At 57.3% G+C, this 18,377-nt stretch carries 17 protein-coding genes and 1 tRNA gene; 6 read left to right on the top strand and 12 right to left on the bottom strand.

Annotated elements, in window-relative coordinates:
- Positions 1–13: 13 nt before the first annotated feature.
- The 11 genes from flgK to H4N61_RS14170 all read right to left on the bottom strand — a co-directional run bounded on the left by flgK (position 14) and on the right by H4N61_RS14170 (position 9,707).
- On the bottom strand, positions 14–1,735 hold the full coding sequence (gene flgK / locus H4N61_RS14220) for a flagellar hook-associated protein FlgK (protein ID WP_182394323.1): 1,722 nt from the start codon (positions 1,733–1,735) through the stop codon (positions 14–16).
- A gap of 11 nt (positions 1,736–1,746) precedes the next feature.
- Positions 1,747–2,193 carry a hypothetical protein gene (locus tag H4N61_RS14215; protein ID WP_182394322.1) on the bottom strand — a complete coding sequence of 149 codons (447 nt, stop codon included), beginning with the start codon at positions 2,191–2,193 and terminating at the stop codon, positions 1,747–1,749.
- The gene (locus H4N61_RS14210; protein ID WP_169195426.1) at positions 2,183–2,461 is read right to left on the bottom strand and encodes a hypothetical protein; all 279 of its coding nucleotides are present in this window, start codon (positions 2,459–2,461) and stop codon (positions 2,183–2,185) included. The genes H4N61_RS14215 and H4N61_RS14210 overlap by 11 nt, the downstream gene beginning before the upstream one ends.
- Positions 2,458–3,720, bottom strand: a complete 1,263-nt coding sequence (gene flgE / locus H4N61_RS14205) for a flagellar hook protein FlgE (protein ID WP_169195427.1) — start codon at positions 3,718–3,720, stop codon at positions 2,458–2,460. The genes H4N61_RS14210 and flgE overlap by 4 nt, the downstream gene beginning before the upstream one ends.
- A gap of 8 nt (positions 3,721–3,728) precedes the next feature.
- The gene (locus tag H4N61_RS14200; protein ID WP_182394321.1) at positions 3,729–4,004 is read right to left on the bottom strand and encodes a flagellar hook capping FlgD N-terminal domain-containing protein; all 276 of its coding nucleotides are present in this window, start codon (positions 4,002–4,004) and stop codon (positions 3,729–3,731) included.
- A 476-nt stretch (positions 4,005–4,480) separates the two neighbouring features.
- Positions 4,481–4,723, bottom strand: a complete 243-nt coding sequence (locus tag H4N61_RS14195; protein ID WP_182394319.1) for a hypothetical protein — start codon at positions 4,721–4,723, stop codon at positions 4,481–4,483.
- A 57-nt stretch (positions 4,724–4,780) separates the two neighbouring features.
- Positions 4,781–5,164 (bottom strand): flagellar protein FliS, encoded by a 384-nt coding sequence (locus H4N61_RS14190; RefSeq protein ID WP_169195430.1) that lies wholly within the window; start codon positions 5,162–5,164, stop codon positions 4,781–4,783.
- Entirely contained in the window at positions 5,161–6,876 is a 1,716-nt protein-coding gene (gene fliD / locus H4N61_RS14185) for a flagellar filament capping protein FliD (protein WP_182394318.1), read from the bottom strand. The genes H4N61_RS14190 and fliD overlap by 4 nt, the downstream gene beginning before the upstream one ends.
- 64 nt (positions 6,877–6,940) lie before the next feature.
- On the bottom strand, positions 6,941–7,771 hold the full coding sequence (locus H4N61_RS14180) for a flagellin (protein ID WP_182394317.1): 831 nt from the start codon (positions 7,769–7,771) through the stop codon (positions 6,941–6,943).
- Positions 7,772–7,906: 135 nt separating this feature from the next.
- Entirely contained in the window at positions 7,907–8,581 is a 675-nt protein-coding gene (locus H4N61_RS14175; protein ID WP_169195433.1) for an RNA polymerase sigma factor, read from the bottom strand.
- A 259-nt stretch (positions 8,582–8,840) separates the two neighbouring features.
- Positions 8,841–9,707 carry a sensor domain-containing diguanylate cyclase gene (locus H4N61_RS14170; protein ID WP_182394316.1) on the bottom strand — a complete coding sequence of 289 codons (867 nt, stop codon included), beginning with the start codon at positions 9,705–9,707 and terminating at the stop codon, positions 8,841–8,843.
- A 1,284-nt stretch (positions 9,708–10,991) separates the two neighbouring features.
- On the opposite strand from H4N61_RS14170, the gene H4N61_RS14165 reads away from it, so the two are divergent.
- Positions 10,992–11,068, top strand: a tRNA-Pro gene (locus tag H4N61_RS14165).
- 111 nt (positions 11,069–11,179) lie between these two features.
- Complete coding sequence (gene dgcA, locus H4N61_RS14160; RefSeq protein ID WP_182394315.1) at positions 11,180–12,166, top strand: N-acetyl-D-Glu racemase DgcA; 987 nt, start codon at positions 11,180–11,182, stop codon at positions 12,164–12,166.
- On the opposite strand, the gene H4N61_RS14155 is transcribed toward dgcA, so the two are convergent.
- Positions 12,167–13,018, bottom strand: a complete 852-nt coding sequence (locus H4N61_RS14155; protein ID WP_182394314.1) for a MurR/RpiR family transcriptional regulator — start codon at positions 13,016–13,018, stop codon at positions 12,167–12,169.
- Positions 13,019–13,278: 260 nt separating this feature from the next.
- Here H4N61_RS14155 and H4N61_RS14150 point away from each other — a divergent pair, with 260 nt between their 5' ends.
- The 4 genes from H4N61_RS14150 to H4N61_RS14135 are packed head-to-tail and all read left to right on the top strand — an operon-like array spanning position 13,279 to position 18,377.
- Positions 13,279–14,796: an ABC transporter substrate-binding protein gene (locus H4N61_RS14150; RefSeq protein WP_182394313.1), complete on the top strand. Its 1,518-nt coding sequence runs from the start codon at positions 13,279–13,281 to the stop codon at positions 14,794–14,796.
- A 55-nt stretch (positions 14,797–14,851) separates the two neighbouring features.
- Positions 14,852–15,811, top strand: a complete 960-nt coding sequence (locus H4N61_RS14145) for an ABC transporter permease (RefSeq protein ID WP_182394312.1) — start codon at positions 14,852–14,854, stop codon at positions 15,809–15,811.
- Positions 15,811–16,653, top strand: coding sequence for an ABC transporter permease (locus tag H4N61_RS14140; RefSeq protein ID WP_169195441.1), 843 nt, complete (start codon positions 15,811–15,813; stop codon positions 16,651–16,653). Before H4N61_RS14145 ends, H4N61_RS14140 begins: the two co-directional genes overlap by 1 nt.
- Positions 16,650–18,377 (top strand): ABC transporter ATP-binding protein, encoded by a 1,728-nt coding sequence (locus H4N61_RS14135; RefSeq protein WP_169195442.1) that lies wholly within the window; start codon positions 16,650–16,652, stop codon positions 18,375–18,377. The genes H4N61_RS14140 and H4N61_RS14135 overlap by 4 nt, the downstream gene beginning before the upstream one ends.

Raw genomic sequence — 18,377 nt, 5'->3', positions numbered from 1 at the left:
CGAAGTGCCTCCCTTACTTCACAACGCCCAGAAGGGCATCGAACATGTCATTGAGGACCTGCAGCAGTTGGGCTGCAGTGGTGTATTGCTGCTCAAGCTCAGAAACGCGGGCGATTTCTTCATCAACGTTTACGCCGCTTTGTGCGGAAATGGCGGTGGTGAGGGTCTCGTAGGTGTTCTGCTTGCTGTCGAGCGTGTTGCCAGCTGTGCTCGCGCTGATGGCTGAGCGCGAGGCGATCAGGCCAGCGTATGAGGCAAAGCTTGACGAGGCTGCGGCGAGGCCACCAGCGGCGGGGAAATCATGCTTATCGGTGACGCTCTTTTGGAGGGTCTTAGCGAGGGCAGGCGAGACGCCAGCGGCGCCGGCGCCGACGACGAGCGGATCGTCCGTGCTGAGTGAGGCTGTCGACAGCCCGGTCGGCGCAGCACGGATGTCAGCGCGAACGGCGACGTTGCGGCCATCGGTTCCAACGATCAGATCGTTAAACCCGAAAGCGGCGGAAACGCCCTTGCCACCAATGTCGCTCGAAATATCGGCGAAGGAGATGCCATTGCCAGCAGTCGAGCTGATGGAGAATTTGCCGCTCGCGTCAATGCTGGCATCAAGTCCTGGTACGGCATCGATCGCTGCTGCGAAATCGTCGAACGTTGCATAGTTCGCAAGGTCGAAGTCGCTGTAGGCGACCAGCGTGCCGTCAGGATTGATCTCGGCGACGCGGAAAGTGCCGTTACCGTTGAGCGCGTCGGTGCCAACAACTTGGGCGTTGCTGGTGACGCTGGACGGGGCAGGCAGGCTGGTGCCCTGATTGTAGGCCGCGTTGACGCTTTCGATCAGCGACTGCGCGAAGGTATCAATCTCGGCCTGGGTCGCGGGCAGGTTGACGTCGCGCTGATAGAGCTGCGCGCCAATCTTGCCAGAGGTGATCGCGCTGGTGACGTTCTTGCCGTCCAACATGATCGGGCTGAAGACCGTTTCGGTCGTGACGAAAGCCGAGCCGGTGTAGTTCAGCTTATGGACCGTGCCATCGAGAAGGGCTGCACCAGAGGCGGTGTAAATCTTCATGGTGTTGTCTGGGCCGACATAGGCCGAAACGTTCATTTCAGCGGCAATGTCTTGAAGCGCTACGGCGCGGCGATCTTCGAGATCTGCCGTCATGTCGCCACGGGCTGCAGCTTGCTTAATGTCTTTGTTCAGCGCGTGGATGGCTTCGAGGCGCTGATTGACCGTGGTAACGCCGTCGGCAATGCCTTCGTCCGCGCTGGCGCGCAGGCTCTGGGTGCCGGTGGAGATGGCGCGCAGATTGCTGACCAGAGTGTCGAGCGTGTCGACAAGCTGAACCTGCAAGGTCTGGCTTTCCGGGGTGCCAGAGAGCTGAGCCAGCGCGGTTTCAAAAGCCGATACGTGGTTAGCGAGCGTGTTGCTCGAGCCATCGCTAGAGATGGTGCCAAACAGGGCCTGAACGCGATCGGCGAACTGCTTCAGAGCGGATGCTGAAGCGAGTTCGCTGGTTGCTGCATTGAGGCTTTTGAGCAGATATTTATCGGCTGAGCCACTGACTGAGGCGACTTCAACACCGGCTCCCAAACCGCCTGTGGCGGTCATCAATTGGGTGCCGGTTTTTCGCGTGTACCCAGCGGTATCTGCGTTGGCGATATTTGACGCCGCAATCTGCATATTCACCTGGGACGAGGCGAGTGCGCTGGTTGCGGTATTACGGATTGCAGCAAACGACATTGCGCGAGACCTTATACCAATAGGCTTGATGGGGCGTCGGAGATGCGGGCCCGTCGGCCGGTTGCATCATAGGCGCCTTCGGAAGTTGCTTGTTCGCGGATGGCGCTCATGATCGCCTCAACGCGGGTGCGGGTGGTTTCAATGCCCGCCTTCAGCCGCTCCATGTTCTCTTTGACGACCGCGTCAAGAGCTTCGGAGCTGGCGGTGACCTGCTCGCGGACGTCTGGTGATGCCAAGCCGAGATTGATCTGACCACTGCGGACCTGACTAACCCATGTTTCCAACTCGGCGCTGAGTTCGGCCTTGCGCTCGTGGGTTCGCTCTGCAGCGAAAGCCAGAGACGTGCGCAGTCCGGCCTCAAGGGCGCGGTTTTCACGGTCCAGCAATGCCGTCAGTTCGGTCATCAGAGTGATCAGGAAGCCAAATTGAGTGTCGAGTTCGGTCTGTTCACTGGTCATTTCGGTTCGTTCCAAGTCCGGCTGAAGAGCGGTACGCCGCATTGGCTAGAAGGCCACTGGCGGAGCCCTGGAGTTGCTCACCGATTTCATCGCGCATGTGCGAGAGGTCTTCGATGAGGGTCTGTACTGAGGCGAGAAGCGCGATTAGGCGCGCTTCGCGTTCGGCAGGGGGCGGTTCCTTACCCGCGCCGAACTCTTGTTCGATTTGGGCTTTCAGAACGGCAAGACGCGCAAAATGCGCGTCTTCCTTTTGTTCTGAAGAACTCATCTAACGGCGGAGATGAGCGTGTCGAACATCGAGTTCGCCGCCGACATCACCTGGGCGGCTCCCGAGTAGGCTTGCTGCGCAGCCATCATCTTGGAGAACTCAGAGTTGGTATCGGTTGTCGATACTTCGAGACGGCTGCCAGAGATGGTCCCGGCGCCGCCTTCACCTGCGGTGCGCAGAGCTGCATTGCCCGAGGTTGTTGTTGCGTAATAAACGCCACCGTCGGAAACGGTCAGGCCGTTTGCGTTCGAGAAGGTTGCCAGTGGAACCTTGTAAATCGCGCGGGACAGACCGTTATCGTAAAGCGCCTTTACGATACCAGCGTCGGTTACTTCGATGCCGCTCAGAGCGCCCAGGCCTACACCATCGTGCGAGCTTTTCACTTCAACCGCTGGGGTTGTCGCGCCGCTCGAATACTGGCTCAGGCCAGACGACGTGCCCGGCGAGCCGAGGTTCAGCGAAATGGTCGAGTCCGCAGCGCCAGTGGCCCAACCAGTGACGAGCAGTTCTGGTGGGTTCGGGTTGGTGCTGGCCAGTGTGCCGTCAGCGTTGAAGTTGATGGTAATAGCCGGGCTGGCTACGGTACCTGTTGCGGCGCCGCCGCCTGCCATGGTTGGGTCAGCAAACTGTGCCGTCCATTCACGTGGGCCAACCTTGGTCCAGGTGACGTCGATCGAGCCGGCAGTGCCCAAGCTGTCGTAGATTTCGAGCGCGGAGGTGAAGGTCGAACCGTCAGCTGCTTCAGCTGGGAGGTTGGCCATCAGCGTCATGTTCGACGTTGGCAAAGCAATGGTTGCAATGGCGTCGGTGTCGATCGAGCTGAGGGCGTCAGCGCTTTCGCTGCCGGTGACGACGCCAGAAGCGTCGGTTGCCCAGCCCATCAGATACTGGCCATTGTTGACGAGGAAACCTTCTTCGTCGACGCCGAATTCGCCGTTACGGGTGTAGCCAAGTTCCTTCGATTCCTGCCCGCCCGAGACGATGAAGAAACCGTTGCCGGTGATCGCCATGTTGGTGGAGCTGGACGAGTGGCTGAGCAGGCCCTGCGATAGGACGTTCTGACGGCTAGCGACCGATACGCCACCAGTGCCATTGCTGGCCTTCGACGTGCCGCCGGACAAGAGGCTGGCGAAGCTCGCGTCGATGGACTTGTAACCGTTGGTCGAGCTGTTGGCCAAGTTGGTCGAGATGATCGACAGGGCGGAGCTCTGCGAGTTCAAGGCGGTGACGGCTGCGCCCAGTGCTGCTGAAAGGCTCATTTAATAACTCAGACTTGAATATCGAGGGAGGTGGCGATGGTCTTCACGAGCTTGGTCAGCTCGGCCATGCTTTCGCGGGTCGCGGACTGTTCGTTGTAGCTGGCGTAGGAAACCATCTGGCTCAGCAACTGATTGGAGTCAGTCGGATCGAGCGGGTTCTGGTTTTGGAGCTGTTCGACCATGAGGCGCAGGAAGGCGTCGGTGTCGAGGCCACCCTTTCGCGCGGTAGACGTTGCTAAAGAGCTGGAGGTGCCCGCTGCGGATGAAAGCGCTGAAATGCTCATGGTGAACCCCAAGGCGTCGGTGGCGCTGGTGGGAGCAGCATGCCGTCGACAGATTTCAAAAAAGGACGCCATAGGGCGCTATTAGTGAAACGGGCGAGGTCAGGAATTCAGGCGCAGATTTTTTGCTGTCTGTAAGTTGTTTGGCGCTTTTGACTTGGAATTATAAAGTTGGTGCGCTGCAATTTTTGCAGGGAGAATAGAATAAAATCAGTAATGGGATTGTATAGGGTCGGCAATTTTTGCCGTAACAGCCAATGCGCAGCGTCAGGAGTTGCCGGGTGGTTGGTCTGTACTGCTGTAATGCAGGCGCTGCCAAACGCGATATAGCCAAACGGCTCCTGCAGTTCTTGGTAAACTACTCACCGGGGCAGGCGCGGCTGTTCAAGATCATGCACGGTGAATTCGTGCTTGGGCAGCGGAATGACTATGCGCGCCCATGTAAAATGGGCGGCAAAAAAATATCAAAAAAAGTTATTTTAGCGCGGATTGGTGTCGGACTGACGTGCCGCTAGCATGATCCGCTCGACGAGGTCCGCAGGAGCTCGGAGCTTGGGCTGTTCGGCAAAGAGGGCCCGGAGGCGACTGTCTTCGTCGAGCAGCGACTTGGCTGTGGGGTTGAGCGAGCTGAGGATAAAGGCAGATAATCGCAGATCGGATGGCCAATCTTCGAACCGGCTGCCGAACTGCGCGAGATGCGCCTCAAACTCTTCGACGTCCACGTCCCCTCCTGGTTGTGGCCGATTGCTTTGACAATCAAGACCACTGAGGGGATGTCTTTAGATGGCTGGCATGCCGGCCACTTCGGCCCAGGCATTACGCAGTTCTTTGAGACCTTCAATGATCTTGTCATACCGTTCAACTGCATCAGGTTTCCCGAATGCTGTGTTCATTGCGATCATGTTCGCAATATAGGTATGCTTTAGAGTTTCAGCCATATCTGCGCCTTTTTCAGTGCGCAAGTTGGCTGCGAGTCCGCGCAAGATGAGGGAAGCACGTGATATATTATTATACGCGTCTTCCATCCGCTTATTCTGATGGTCTAGTTGCGTACGTCGAATGCGGCGCAAGACTTCATCAAAAAGCTTGACCACTGCGACCATCGGATGAACTTGGGTCGCCGCTTGGCGATAGGCGTTAACCGCCATGGCTTGCTGCATCATGACTTGGCGTTCCAGGTGTCGAGCAGGGTGCTCAGATAGTCCTTCATGGAGTCAGCCTGGGCAATGGCTGCTTGGTATCGGGCATAGCGCATCGATATGGTGGTGCGATAGGCTTCTGCCTGCGACCGAATGTTATCGCTCCGCTTGGTCATCTCGGTGCTCTGAGATGATAAGTTGTTGATCAGCAATGTCAAAGAGCCGGAGCCACTGGTGGCGCCATTGGCCGCATTGAAGAGCTTTTCTGCGATGCCAGTCTTGAAGGAGAGGTCAACGGCAGCTGGAGAGTTGCCGGTGTAAACCAGAGAGATGCCTTCGTACGCCGTGCCAGCGGCACCAACGAGGCGCGAGCCGGAAACTGTGAACAGACCAGCTTGGCCGTTCACGGTCGCGCCGGTTAGAACGCCATTGACGTCGGTTTCGATGTCGAGCGTAAAATCCGGTGGTAGGCTGGAGCCGCGCGCCAACAGCTGGATGTTGGTATTCGACGTTGTCATGCCGAAGCTAAGCAAGTTCTGAACTGCCGATAAATTGGTCAGTAGAATATTATCAAGCTTGTCTTCTTCGATGACGAGTTTGTTCTGATTGTCGTAAGTCAGGCCGAGTAGGCTCATTGATTCTGAGCCAATGGCCGTTGCCAATGCGTCGCCGATAGAAGCGTTAACGCTGCGCATTGTGCCATCGCCAAACAGCGGTGGATCGTAGGTGCGGCTGGGCAATGTCTGCTGCTTTACAGCGAAGTCGCGGTAGGCGTTATAGGCCTCGACCAGCTGGAGAATGGCGGTTTTGACATTGTTGACGTTGGCGTCGACTTCCAGAGTGATCGAGGTGCCGGGCGGTGTGGCCTGATAGAGGTAGAGGGTCGTGCCGGTGATGATGTCGCTAATCTCATTGGACGAGCGGGTAACTTCCAGATCATCGACGCGGACGATCGCCTGCTGGGCGTCCTGAAGTACAGTTGCGAAATCACCTGCCGGATTGGTCAGGCCGAGTGCACCAAGCGCGTCATCGCCCGAGAGGACTTCAGAGGTGATCGACTTGCCTGTTTCGGTCGCCGTCAGGATCAAGCGGAAGTCGTTTGGAGTGACTTGGACGATGCTCGCCTGAACGCCCGATGAGGCCTTGGTCTTGTTGATGGCCTCGGAAATTTCCATTAGCGACATGTCAGCTGTAATGGAGAGGGTCGAGGGGGGGCCGCCTTCAACGCCAAGCGAAATGACGCTCGTGATGTTCAGGTCTGATGTTTTGGTAGCGACTGTGCCGCTGGAAATCTTGTGAGCGGTCGCGAGCTGCACGACTTCGAGCTTATAGGTGCCCTGATCGGCTGCTGGATCTACCGTTGCAGAGAAAACTGAAGCTGCATTGACGTTGCCATTAGCGGTCAAATAGGCGCTACGCGATAGGAAGGCGTCTGTGCTTCTTGCGGTGCTGCCAGATGGCGCGCGCAGAGCGTTGGCTGCGGTTTGAAGCGATGACAGTAGGTTTTTGGCGTCTTGATAGGCCGCCATCTTTAGGTCGTTCGCATCGATCTTGAGATCGATGGAAGTCGCTTTCGCCAGTTTGGCGTTGACGGATTCTTCAATCAGTCCGGCCCAGTCGATATTGGTGCCGTCGCTCGGCTCTTTTACCGGCTTGGTCGTGGAGGTTTTCGGCGCCGCAACGACGGTCGTGGTCGCAGCGGGGGTTGCGGACGACGTGGTGCTAACAGTGCTCAAAATTCAACTCCATAGATAAAGAGTTCGGGCGCGCTGATGGTCAGCGCGCCCGATTAGACGATGATTAGTTCAGGAGCTTGAGAAGTTCCTGTGGCATCTGCGATGCCTGGGCAGCTGCTGCAACTGCAGCCTGGGTCTTGACCTTAGCCGAAGCGAGCTTTGCGGATTCAGCAGCGACGTCAACGTCTGCGATTGCCGAGTTAGCAGCCGAGAGGTTCTCAACCGAGGTTGCGATCGAAGCGCCGCGGAATGCGAAGCGGGATTCGAGAGCACCGATGTTTGCACGTGCGTTCGATACGGAGTCGATTGCGGTGTCGATCAGAGCGATTGCAGCGAGTGCGTTTGGCTGGGTGTCGACAGCTGCTGCGTTAACGCCGAGCGTCGTGGAGTCCAGCAGGTCGATCTTGAGCGAGATCATGTCGCCGGCGTCCGAGCCGACCATGATGTTGATGCCGGCCGCAAAGTCCTGCGAAGAGGTGCCGTCGAGCAGCGATTCACCGTTGTAACGGGTGCCGGTCGAGATGCCGTCGATTTCTTCGATCAGCTGAGTGAATTCAGCGTTGATGTAGGTACGTTCGCCGTCGGTTACGGTGCCCGAAGCCGACTGAGCGGCCAGTGCCTTCATACGCTGAAGAATGTCGGAGATGTTTGCAGCGCCGCCGTCAGCAGTCTGCAGGATCGAGATACCGTGGGAAGCGTTGGTCGCTGCCTGGGTCAGAGTGGTCACGTCGGACGAGATACGGGTCGAGATAGCAAGACCAGCAGCGTCGTCAGATGCCTGTGCGATACGGGTGCCGGAAGCGAGCTTGGCGAGCGATGCGCTCTGCTCAGCCGAGTTTGCGTTCAGGTGACGGACAGCCGAGTTTGCAGCAATGTTCGTGGAAATAACAGGCATGGACCTACTCCTAAGTAATGATGTCTGCGGCCCTTCATTCTGGGGCCGCTGTCGCAGCATCGCCGCGTCTGACAGTAGAACGGTGGGAGTGACGCAAGTCGGGCGGAGAAAATTCAGCCGATGTGAGGCTTATGGTTAACCCTTGGTAAAAGAGTCCAGAATGTCGACTTCGTCATTTCGCAAATTATGCCGCAAATGCTGGCGTCCGCGCTTCAAAAGGGATTCCACAGCCGAGACGGTCGTGTTCAAAATTTCTGCAATTTCGGGGTTAGATAAATTATCGTGGTAGGCCAAAATCACGGCAATGCGCTGATGGTCGGGCAGGCGGCTCATCGCTTTTTCGAGCAAAAGACCTACTTCACCCTGGTGGATGGTGGTGACGGCATCCGGGCGATCATCCTGAACATCAGGCGCAGTTTCGATGTCTTCGGTGCGTGGGCGACGACGCAGGTCAAGGCAGCGATTGGTGACGACGCGATAAAGCCAGGTTGAAAAACGCGCGCGACCTTCCTGCCACGTGCCGCGAGTGGTCCAAACCTTCAGCAGCACATCCTGTACGACATCATCAGCGTCAGCTTCGTTGTTGAGGATGCGCAAGGCAAGGGCGAAGGCGCGATCGACATGGCGTTCAACCAGCGCGCGGAAAGCAGCCTCGTCGTGTTCGGCAATGCGTCTTAAGAGGAGGTCGTCTTCGTCCATGGGGCGTTCTGTTGGCACTGGCGCCTGCACAACACGGGGCGAAAACTGATCGTTTCGCACTGGTCCTGTGATGCTGTCGCCGAATTTCTCGGCAGCCATTTCAACCATCATGTCCGCTTCCTGCGTTTCTCCCTCGCAATGAGGGGTCAACAGTTACACGGCTGTCCGGCAGTTTTCAGGCGCTGATATTTTATAAAAATATATATTTTTCAATGAGTTAGTAGGTAATATGTGCTCGCTTGCTAGGAAAAATGTGCCGCTTGGGCTCATGGTTAATTGAATTCGTTAGGAAATACAAAGCCTAGTGTGCGCAAGTTTTGCCTACTGCGACACAGAAGATTTTTTGGGAACGGAAGCGCTTTGCGGCAGGTTAGAGCTTTTGCTCGACCTTATCGAACTCTTCGAACATCATGCAGCGGTTCCGACCTGCCGATTTGGCGGCGTAAAGAGCGCTGTCGGCTTGCTTGAGCCACGAGACGATGTCCACGCTGTCGACCGTCAGCAGCGAGATGCCGACACTGGCGCCGATTTCGATCAGCTGCCCTGAGAGATTGTAGGGCCGGGAGAGCGTTTTGACGATGCGCATGCCCACGAGAAGGGCAACGCTGGGGTCCTGAATGTCATGCAGGACAAGGGCAAACTCATCCCCGCCCATGCGGGCAGCAATGTCCCCGGGCCGCGTTAGGCCTTGGAGGCGCTCGGCGACATGGCGCAGGATTTCGTCGCCAACGGCGTGTCCATAGCGATCATTGGCCTGTTTGAACCGATCAAGGTCGATATAGAGGAGCGCGCTTTGGCGCTGGTGCTCCAAGCCTTCCCAGGCTTGTTCTAAGTGCTCATCCAATTGACTGCGATTGGCAAGGCCGGTGAGGCTGTCGTGATAGGCGAGATGGCTGATGCGCAAATGTTGGCGCTTCTGCTCATCGATATTCTCGAATGTGCCAATCCATTCGATGACGTCGCCCAGGTCATTGAGAATGGGAGCGCCCCTGCATTTAATCCACGCAGTGTCATCTACGCCCACCCTGATGCGGAACTCCAAGACCAAGGGTTCTGGAGACCGACGTTTTTGCTCCCAGACGTCGGCTGTGTAGGGGCTGTCTTCGGGGTGAACGAGATTTGACCAGCTTGGATCGTGCTGCCACGGCTCATTGCTGAGCTCTTCCCAGCCTTCCAGTTCAAGCCTCTTGCCTTCAACGTCGGTGCGCCACGTAGCGAGCGCGCCAACTTTGACCAAGGCGCGCTACCGTTGATTGCTGATGGAGAGCTCACGTGCGCGTTCGAGCAGCACTTGTTGGGCGCGCGTCTGCGCCGTCTGAGTTCGGCCAACTCAATGACTGGAGTTGGGGCCAAGTCCTCAGCCAAAGGTTCATCGCGCAAAATACTGCGGGAGCGCTGCACAAGACCTGTCACCGGGGTAACGATGAGCGAGGCCATCCAACTCGAGAGGGCAATCGTTGCGAAGACGGTGATAATTGCGCCAATGGCCAGCACGGCCATCGGTTCTTGCCAACGTGCTTGGAAGACCGCTTTGGGTAGCCCGATTACGACCGCCCAGCCGTCTGTGTTTCTCACCTTCGAGAAGCCGAAGGTGATTGTGTCGCCTTCTAACGTTTCAGCGTCAAAAAGGCCGGTATCGGCGCCGACAGCAAGCAGCGCACTCCATGTTGGCACCGGACGGCCCAGAAACCGCTCTTGCTGGGCCGAGCGAGCAACAATTCGACCATTGCCGTCGACAAGCGCGATCAGCAGGTCTGAATTGGCACTGGCTGAGAGATCAATGTTGCGCGTCAACGCCTTGGCGTCGGCGTGTAGATTTATCTGGCTGTCGCCGTTGGCCAGAGGGATGGTGAGGGGGACGCGGCCGCTCACCCCTTCTTCAATGTCGTAGAGATTGCCCAGCCGCCAGGTTTGCGGCGCGCTCTCGGCGAGGCTCTGACTGGGCTGCCGGGTGATGTCGATATTGCCGCCAAAGTGACGGGCGAGCGGAATGAGTTGATCCTGATCTGCTGTTAGGGAGCTGATCATTGAAGCGTGCGCCGCCACCGCACTCTCGACAAGCCCGGCAATCAGCGCAGCGTTGTCGAGGAAGCGCTGTTCCGCCGTCTCACGGTCGGCGTCTGAAACGCGCATTAGGGTTAACGAGAGCATCACTACCGGAGGCAGCATGGCGATAAAAATCACCAGAGCGATAAATGATCGAAGCGGTAATCCGCGTCGAGATTTAGGCTTATTGGCTGCTTTGGTGGAGCTCAATCATATCCTCTAAAGTATTGTATTGAAGTCTATTGGGCGTCTTGGATTGTGGCGTCATTGTTATTTCAATGTGTTTAACGATATCGGTGTGGTTGTGCCATTCGAATTATCGCGGAAACGTGATTTGTGATCGGAATGGGATGAACTCCGAGCGTTGCATTCAGTGCCATTGGGCGCATAGAATTTGAGTGCGAGGGTGCTTGAAGATGTTCAGTTACGGCGTTATTAGCCAAGCAACGCAGTCAGAAATGATTGCTGTGCCTGACGGAGTATAGCGCAGCCTGGTAGCGCACCTGCTTCGGGAGCAGGGGGTCGAGTGTTCGAATCACTCTACTCCGACCAATTGTGCCCGGTCTCTTTTGAGGCCGGGTTTTTTGTTGCTAGACGTGTTGTGACCCCGCAGAAATCGAGCAGCGCCGGTTCCTGCTGACCGCCTATAATTGAGCCCATAGAATGACTACACACCTTCGTGCCTCGATCGATGTTTTCCCTATCGCCGGCAAGTTCACTATCTCTCGGGGGAGCCGTACCGAACAGGCCGTGGTCAGCGTTGAGATCGAGCGCGACGGCGTCATTGGGCGGGGCGAATGCGTGCCCTATCCGCGATATGGTGAAACGCCTGCGGAAACGGTCGCAACGGTTGAAACTATGGCCAGTTTGATCGCTGGCGGGCTGGATCGTCAGGGATTGCTCAAGGCACTGAAGCCGAGCGCCGCGCGCAATGGCCTGGATTGTGCGCTGTGGGATTTAGAAGCGCGGGAGCGGGGGCTAAGAGTTGCAGATATGTGTGGGCTGAAGTTGCCATCGCATGTCACGACAGCGTTCACCATTAGCCTTGATCGGCCCGAGATTATGGCCGAGGCGGCATGCAAGGCTGCGCATATGCCTCTTTTGAAATTGAAGCTTGGTGCTGAAGGCGATGCGGAGCGGCTTAAAGCGGTACGGGCGGCTGTGCCCAATGCACGGCTTTTGGTGGATGCTAATGAGGGCTGGACCGCGGACATGCTAGAGCCGATGTTGGCGCTCTCGGCGCAATTGGGGGTGGAGCTGGTCGAGCAGCCCCTGCCGGCATCGGATGATTGGCGTTTGGCCGAAATTGATCATCCGGTTTTGATCTGCGCTGATGAAAGCGCACATGCGCTCGCCGGGATCGACGAGTTGGTAACGCGGTACGATGCGATCAACATCAAGCTCGATAAGACTGGTGGACTGACGGAGGCTTTGGCGGTCGTGGAACGCGCTCAATACCTTAATATGTCGATCATGGTTGGTTGCATGGTGAGCAGTTCGCTGTCTATGGCCCCTGCTGCGCTGTTGGCGGCATCGGCGCGCTGGGTGGATCTGGATGGTCCACTTTTGCTGGCGCAAGATCGTCCCGGTGGTCTTATCTATCGTGATGGGGTCATCGACATGGCGGCAATGACGCTTTGGGGGCAGTGATCAGCGCGGGTGGGTAACGTCGCGCGTGCGTTGTAGGGCGTCGATGGTTTCATCATAGCGCTGACGCGCGACGCCCATAAACAGGCAGTCGACAATGAGCAGTTGCGCAATGCGGCTCACCATAGCGCCCGCGCGGAGGTGACTTTCGCGGGCGCTGGTCGTGAGGCGATCCTGCGCGGCGCGGGCGATAGAGGAATCTGGACTGCCGGTGATGGCCAGTGTGTGCAGGTGAGCGTCGCGGGCCAGTTCTACGAACCGCACCGTGTCGGCTGTTTCGCCCGAGTGCGAGAAGCCGATGGCCACTGTGCCCTTTGGTGCGAGCAGAACTGAAGACCATGCCTCATGGGTATCGGTGAGAAGAAACGCGCTGCGGCCGATGCGGAAAAGCTTGTGATGGAGATCTCGTGCCACAAATTGGCTCGCGCCAATTCCAAACAGTAGAATGCGGGGCGCTTGGTCAATGAGCGCTACAACGCGATCCAGCACTTCATAATCGAGCCCGCTCACAGTCTCATCAATGGCGAGCATTTCGAGCGATGCGATCTTTGAGGCGATCTCTTGGAGGGTGTCGGACTTGGCGATTTCAGCGCCGAGCGTTTGGGCGGAGCCAAATTGAGCGGCTTCGCGGCCCAGTTCGGTCGCGAGCGTCATGCGCAATTGGGCATAACCCGAAAGACCGAGGATGCGGCAGAATCGCACCACGGAAGCCACTGATGTGTCGCAACAACTGGCCAATTCGGAAATCGTCTTTTCCATGACCAAGGTTGGGTTTGCGAGCACCGTCGAGGCCACACGCTGTGTTGCTGGGGTAAATTTACTGGTCGAAGCTTCAATCGTCGACTGTATGCCCAAAGCTGTTCCTCACATCCTCCTCTGCGAAACCGGTCTTAGCCAATTTGTTCGCAGATTTGACTCTTGTGTGTAACAAAAGTTCAAACGAGACAAGACATCTGAAAATTATTGACAGAGAAGGGTGTGGGTTCATACGCTAGCTGGAATTGCCCCAGACAGGTTTAATCCTGCCGGGCGTTCGCTTTGGCTCCTAAAAGAGCAAGGGCGTCGATACCAATCCAGCCGAACTCAGTGTTCAGGCTGGTCCTATGGAGGGAAGTATGAACTGGATGACATCCCGTAAGCTCATCGCTGGGCTTGCCGTGGCAACGGCTCTGTCGACCGCAGCTTTTGCGCTGCCGGCACAGGCCGCAACTTTGAATATGGCTTGGTCGCAGGACGCCACTGGCCTTGATCCACACAAGCAGACTGCGTTTTCTTCGCTCCGCCTGCTTGAGCTGATCTATGAGCCTCTGGTTCGTCTGGACGCAGATCTGAACGTTGTTCCTGCGATCGCTGCGTCTTGGGAATTTGCGCCAGACGCAAAGACATTGACCTTCAAGCTCGATCCAAAGGCCAAGTTCACCAACGGTGCGGCTGTTACCCCAGCTGACGTCAAGGCTTCGTTTGATCGTCTTATGGACGAAGCAACCGGTGCCGCTGCGCGCGCGAACTTCCTGACCATCGCGAGCATCGACACCCCAGATGCTGAGACCGTTGTTTTCAACCTCTCGACCCCAGACGTGCCGCTGCTGGTTGCTATGGCAACCGTGAACGCGGCGATCGTTCCTGCTAGCGAAATTGAAGCTGGCAACGTCGGCAACACTGCTGTTGGCTCGGGTCCGTTCATTCTTGAATCCTGGGAGCCAAACTCCAAGGAAGTTCTCAAGACCAACACCGAATGGGCTGGTGGCGCAATCGCCATCGAAGGCATCAACATCTCGGTTCTGCCAGACGAAACCGCGATCCTGGCTTCGCTCCGCGCTGGCCAGACCGACTTTGCTCTGCTCAACGACCCGCTGGTTGCAACCCTCGTCCCGAACGAGCAGAACCTGACGCTCAACCGCGTTACCGGTCTTGCTTACAACGTGCTGCAGCTGAACCCATCCCGTGCGCCGATGGACAATCTGCTCGTGCGTCAGGCTATGAGCTGCGCGATCAACCGTCAGGAAATCGTTGACGCAGCGCTTGCTGGTGAAGGTGCTGTCACCGGTCCTCTGACCATGCCAGCATTTGCTCAGGAGCCATCGACCCTGCTTTGCTACAACCAGGACATCGCAACTGCGAAGTCGCTGATGGAGCAGTCTGGCGTTGAGCCATTCTCCGTCAAGGTGATTGCAGCGACTGGCGAGCCGCCAACCGCAGCGTCGCAGGCTCAGGTTCTGCAGGCACAGCTGGCAGAAATCGGCGTAACGCTCGAAATCGAAATGATGGAACTCAACGTCTATGTCGACACCTGGCTCAAGGGTGATTTCGATATGGCAGTTGCGCAGAACGGCGGCCGTCCGGATCCATATCCGATGTACAACCGCTACTTCACCAATGAAGGCAACCTGCAGAAGGTTTCCAACTTCCTCGACGAAAAGTCGGACACTCTGCTCAAGCAGGGTCAGTGGGAAACCGATCCGGCTGCCCGCAAGGAAGTCTTCCAGGAATGGGAACGCCACATGGCCGAACAGGCTCCATGGCTGTGGCTCTCGACCGGTTATAGCTACACCGCTTCGCAGAAGAACGTTGTTGGCTTTGAATCGTCGCCAACAGGCACTCTGTTTGGTCTGACCACGGTCTCCATTCAGTAATTAATGCAATCTGAGGCTGGTCATTTCGGCCAGCCTCGTCCGCAGGACGGGTTTTATGAATTACGTGGTACAGCGGCTCATCACATTTCCGCTGATCCTTTTGGGGGTTTCGATCCTCGTATTCGTGGCAATCCGGATGGTTCCGGGTGACGCGATCACCGCCATGCTTGGCACTGAAGCAGGGCTGCTTACGCCCGACCAGCGTGCCGCATTGGCTAATTATTTCGGCATAGATCAACCGGTTTGGTCGCAGTATCTGCGCTGGATTGGTGGCGTGTTCCAGGGCGACCTGGGCATTTCAACGATTTATGGCAAGCCCGTCATGACCGTCATTCTCGAGCGTTTCCCGCTCACCTTGCAGCTGGCGCTGATGAGCATGGTTATTGCCATGTCTATCGGTATTCCGCTCGGTGTTCTGGCAGCGACTCGCAATGAGCGTCCAAGCGATCTTGGTATTCGTATGCTGGCCATGCTGGGGCAATCGACCCCAAGCTTCGTCGTCGGCGTGCTGATCATTTTTGTGCTGTCAGTATTCTTCGGCTTTGTGCCTGCAATGGGGACCTTTACCCCGCTGTTGCAGGACCCATTGGCGAGCATTGGTCAGCTTATTTTCCCGGCAATCACGCTTGGTTTTGCCTTTGCTGCGTCTGTGACGCGCATTGCGCGCTCGTCCATGCTGGATGTGTTGAGTGACGACTACATCCGTACGGCGCGCTCCAAGGGCGCTTCGCCGCGCAGCGTTGTTTGGCGTCATGCACTGCCGAATGCGCTGATCCCGGTTGTGACCCTTGCGGGTGTCGAGTTCGGCTATTTGTTGGGCGGTGCCGTTATCGTTGAGCAGATTTTTGCACTGCCCGGCGTTGGTCGTTTGACGCTCGATGCGATCACACAGCGCGACTATGCGCTGGTGCAGGGCTCGGTGCTGTTTATCGCCTTCAACTTCCTCGTGGTTAACCTGCTGGTCGATCTCGCCTATGTGGCGCTCGATCCGCGTATTCGTATCGGAAACCGCTGATGCGCAAAGTTCTTGGCGCTCTTGCTCGGCATCCGTCAGGTCGGATCGGGCTGGTTATCATTTCCGTCTATCTCATCGTCGCCATTTTGGGCGCGTTGAGTTTGACGCCGCACAACCCACTCAAGCTTTTTGCTATCGACCGCCTCAAGGGGCCGAGCGCCACCTATTGGTTCGGAACGGATCTGCTTGGTCGTGACACGTTGAGCCGTCTGATGGTTGGCATTCGTCAGTCGCTGATCATTGCCTTTGCGGCGGTGGCCATTGCGACGGTCGTCGGCACCATTATTGGCCTGTTGTCGGCTTGGTGGGGCGGATTGTGGGATGGCTTGTTCATGCGCATCATGGACATCCTGCTCGCCTTCCCAGCGATCCTGCTTGCCCTGCTCATCATTGCCATTGTTGGTCCGGGCACATTCACTTCGGTGTTCGCGATTGCGCTGGTTTACATCCCCATCTTTGCTCGCGTTGTGCGTGGCCCGGCGCTGTCGCTCAAAAACCGCGACTTCGTCGATGCAGCGCGCACTTTTGGTTCGTCGCAGCCCTATATTTTGAGCCGCCACTTGCTGCTCAATCTTGTGGCTCCGCTCGCCGTGCAGGTGACTTTGGCTCTGGCGTGGGCATTGCTCACTGAAGCGGGTCTCTCGTTCCTTGGCCTTGGTACACAGCCTCCGACCCCGTCTCTCGGGGTGATGCTGGCCGAAAGCAAGAATTTGATGCAGCAGGCGCCGTGGCTGATGATCTTCCCAGCCTTGACCATCATGCTCGGCATTTTGGGCTTTAACCTCACCGGCGATGCGCTGCGTGACATTCTTGATCCGCGTACTCAGAGGAGGGCAGCATGACCACCCCACTGCTTTCCGTAACAGATCTGAAGGTCGGCTTTGGCCGCGATCCGCAGGCTAATGAAGTCGTGCATGGCGTAAGCTTTGACCTTCTGCCAGGACAAACGCTCGCCATCGTTGGCGAGAGTGGCTCAGGCAAGTCGGTGACAGCGTTGTCGATCAACCGCCTCGTCGATTTTGGCGGTGGCAAGGTGATCAGTGGGTCGATCAAACTGCAGCGCCAAGACGGCACTGTGGTCGATGTCGCCTCGGCTGATGAAGTGACCATGCGCTCGCTGCGCGGTCGCGACGTTGGCATGATCTTCCAAGAGCCGATGACCTCGCTTAATCCGGTCCACACGATTGGCGATCAGATCGAAGAAGCGTTTCGTCTGAGCCACGGGCTCAAAGGCGAAGCGGCCAAAAAGGCGATGCTCGAGGTTTTGGCGCGCGTTCGTATTCCGGATGCGGCAACGCGCTCGGCATATTTCCCGCATCAGCTCTCGGGCGGTATGCGCCAGCGCGTGATGATTGCCATGGCCTTGGCCGCGAGCCCGCGCCTCCTCATCGCTGACGAGCCGACCACGGCACTCGACGTTACCGTGCAAGCCCAGATCATGGCGCTCCTCTCTGAGCTTAAGGCAGAGACGGGGATGTCGATGATTTTCATCACCCATGATATCGGCCTTGTTGCCGGTATCGCTGATCGCATCATGGTCATGCAAAATGGCGTGTGTGTGGAGCAGGGCGCTGCCGATGAAGTGCTCGACAACCCCCAGCATGAGTACACCAAGCATCTGCTCAATGCCGTGCCACACTTCACCTCGGGCCGCTCGGTCCGCACCGATAGCCCACGTGCCGAAGGCATGGAGCCAATCGTCAAGGTGTCTGATCTGGCCGTACGGTTCCCAATGAAGAAAAAGTTCTTCAAGTTGACAGGCGCGATCCATGCCGTTGATGGGGTGAGCTTTGATTTGATGCCGGGCGAAACGCTCGGGATCGTCGGCGAAAGCGGTTGCGGAAAGTCGACAACCGCGCGTGCTGTTCTCGGCCTCGTGCAAAAGCACCGTGGTGAGATCGACGCTAAAACCGGTCGCTCGCGTCGTCCTATCCAGATGGTGTTTCAGGACCCGTTTGCGTCGCTCAATCCGCGCTTGAACGTTGAGGCTTTGTTGGCCGAGCCAGCGATTGCCAATGGCGGCAAAATGGATGCAGCACTGCGCGAGCGTATGCTGTTTCTCTTAAAACGTGTTGGCTTGCCGGAAGACGCGCTCGTGCGTTTCCCGCATCAGTTCTCGGGTGGTCAGCGCCAGCGCCTGTGCATTGCGCGTGCGCTCATGCTCAACCCTGACGTCGTTGTTCTCGATGAAGCTGTGTCGGCGCTCGACGTTTCGGTTCAGGCCAAGGTGATTGAGCTTTTGGTTGAACTGCAAAAAGAGTTCAACCTCGCTTACCTCTTCATCTCGCATGATATGGCCGTAGTGGAACGCATCTCGCACCGCGTGGCGGTTATGTTCGCGGGGCAGGTGGTGGAAATTGGCGACGCCAAGTCGATCCTGGCCGATCCACAGCACAGCTATACCAAGCGCCTGATTTCCGCCGTTCCGGCGGTTGAGCGTCGTCGTCAGAGTTTTGCTGTCGACAATACGCAAGTGCCATCACTCGTGCGTCCGGTGGGTTATGAACCACCAGCGGCGCAGTGGCGTCAGGCCGGGGCGGATCATCAGGTGCGGTTGGAGGCTTAG

Source organism: Devosia sp. MC521, assembly GCF_014127105.1.
Taxonomy (GTDB): Bacteria; Pseudomonadota; Alphaproteobacteria; order Rhizobiales; family Devosiaceae; genus Devosia.
This window is presented reverse-complemented; position numbering and strand designations above follow the sequence as displayed.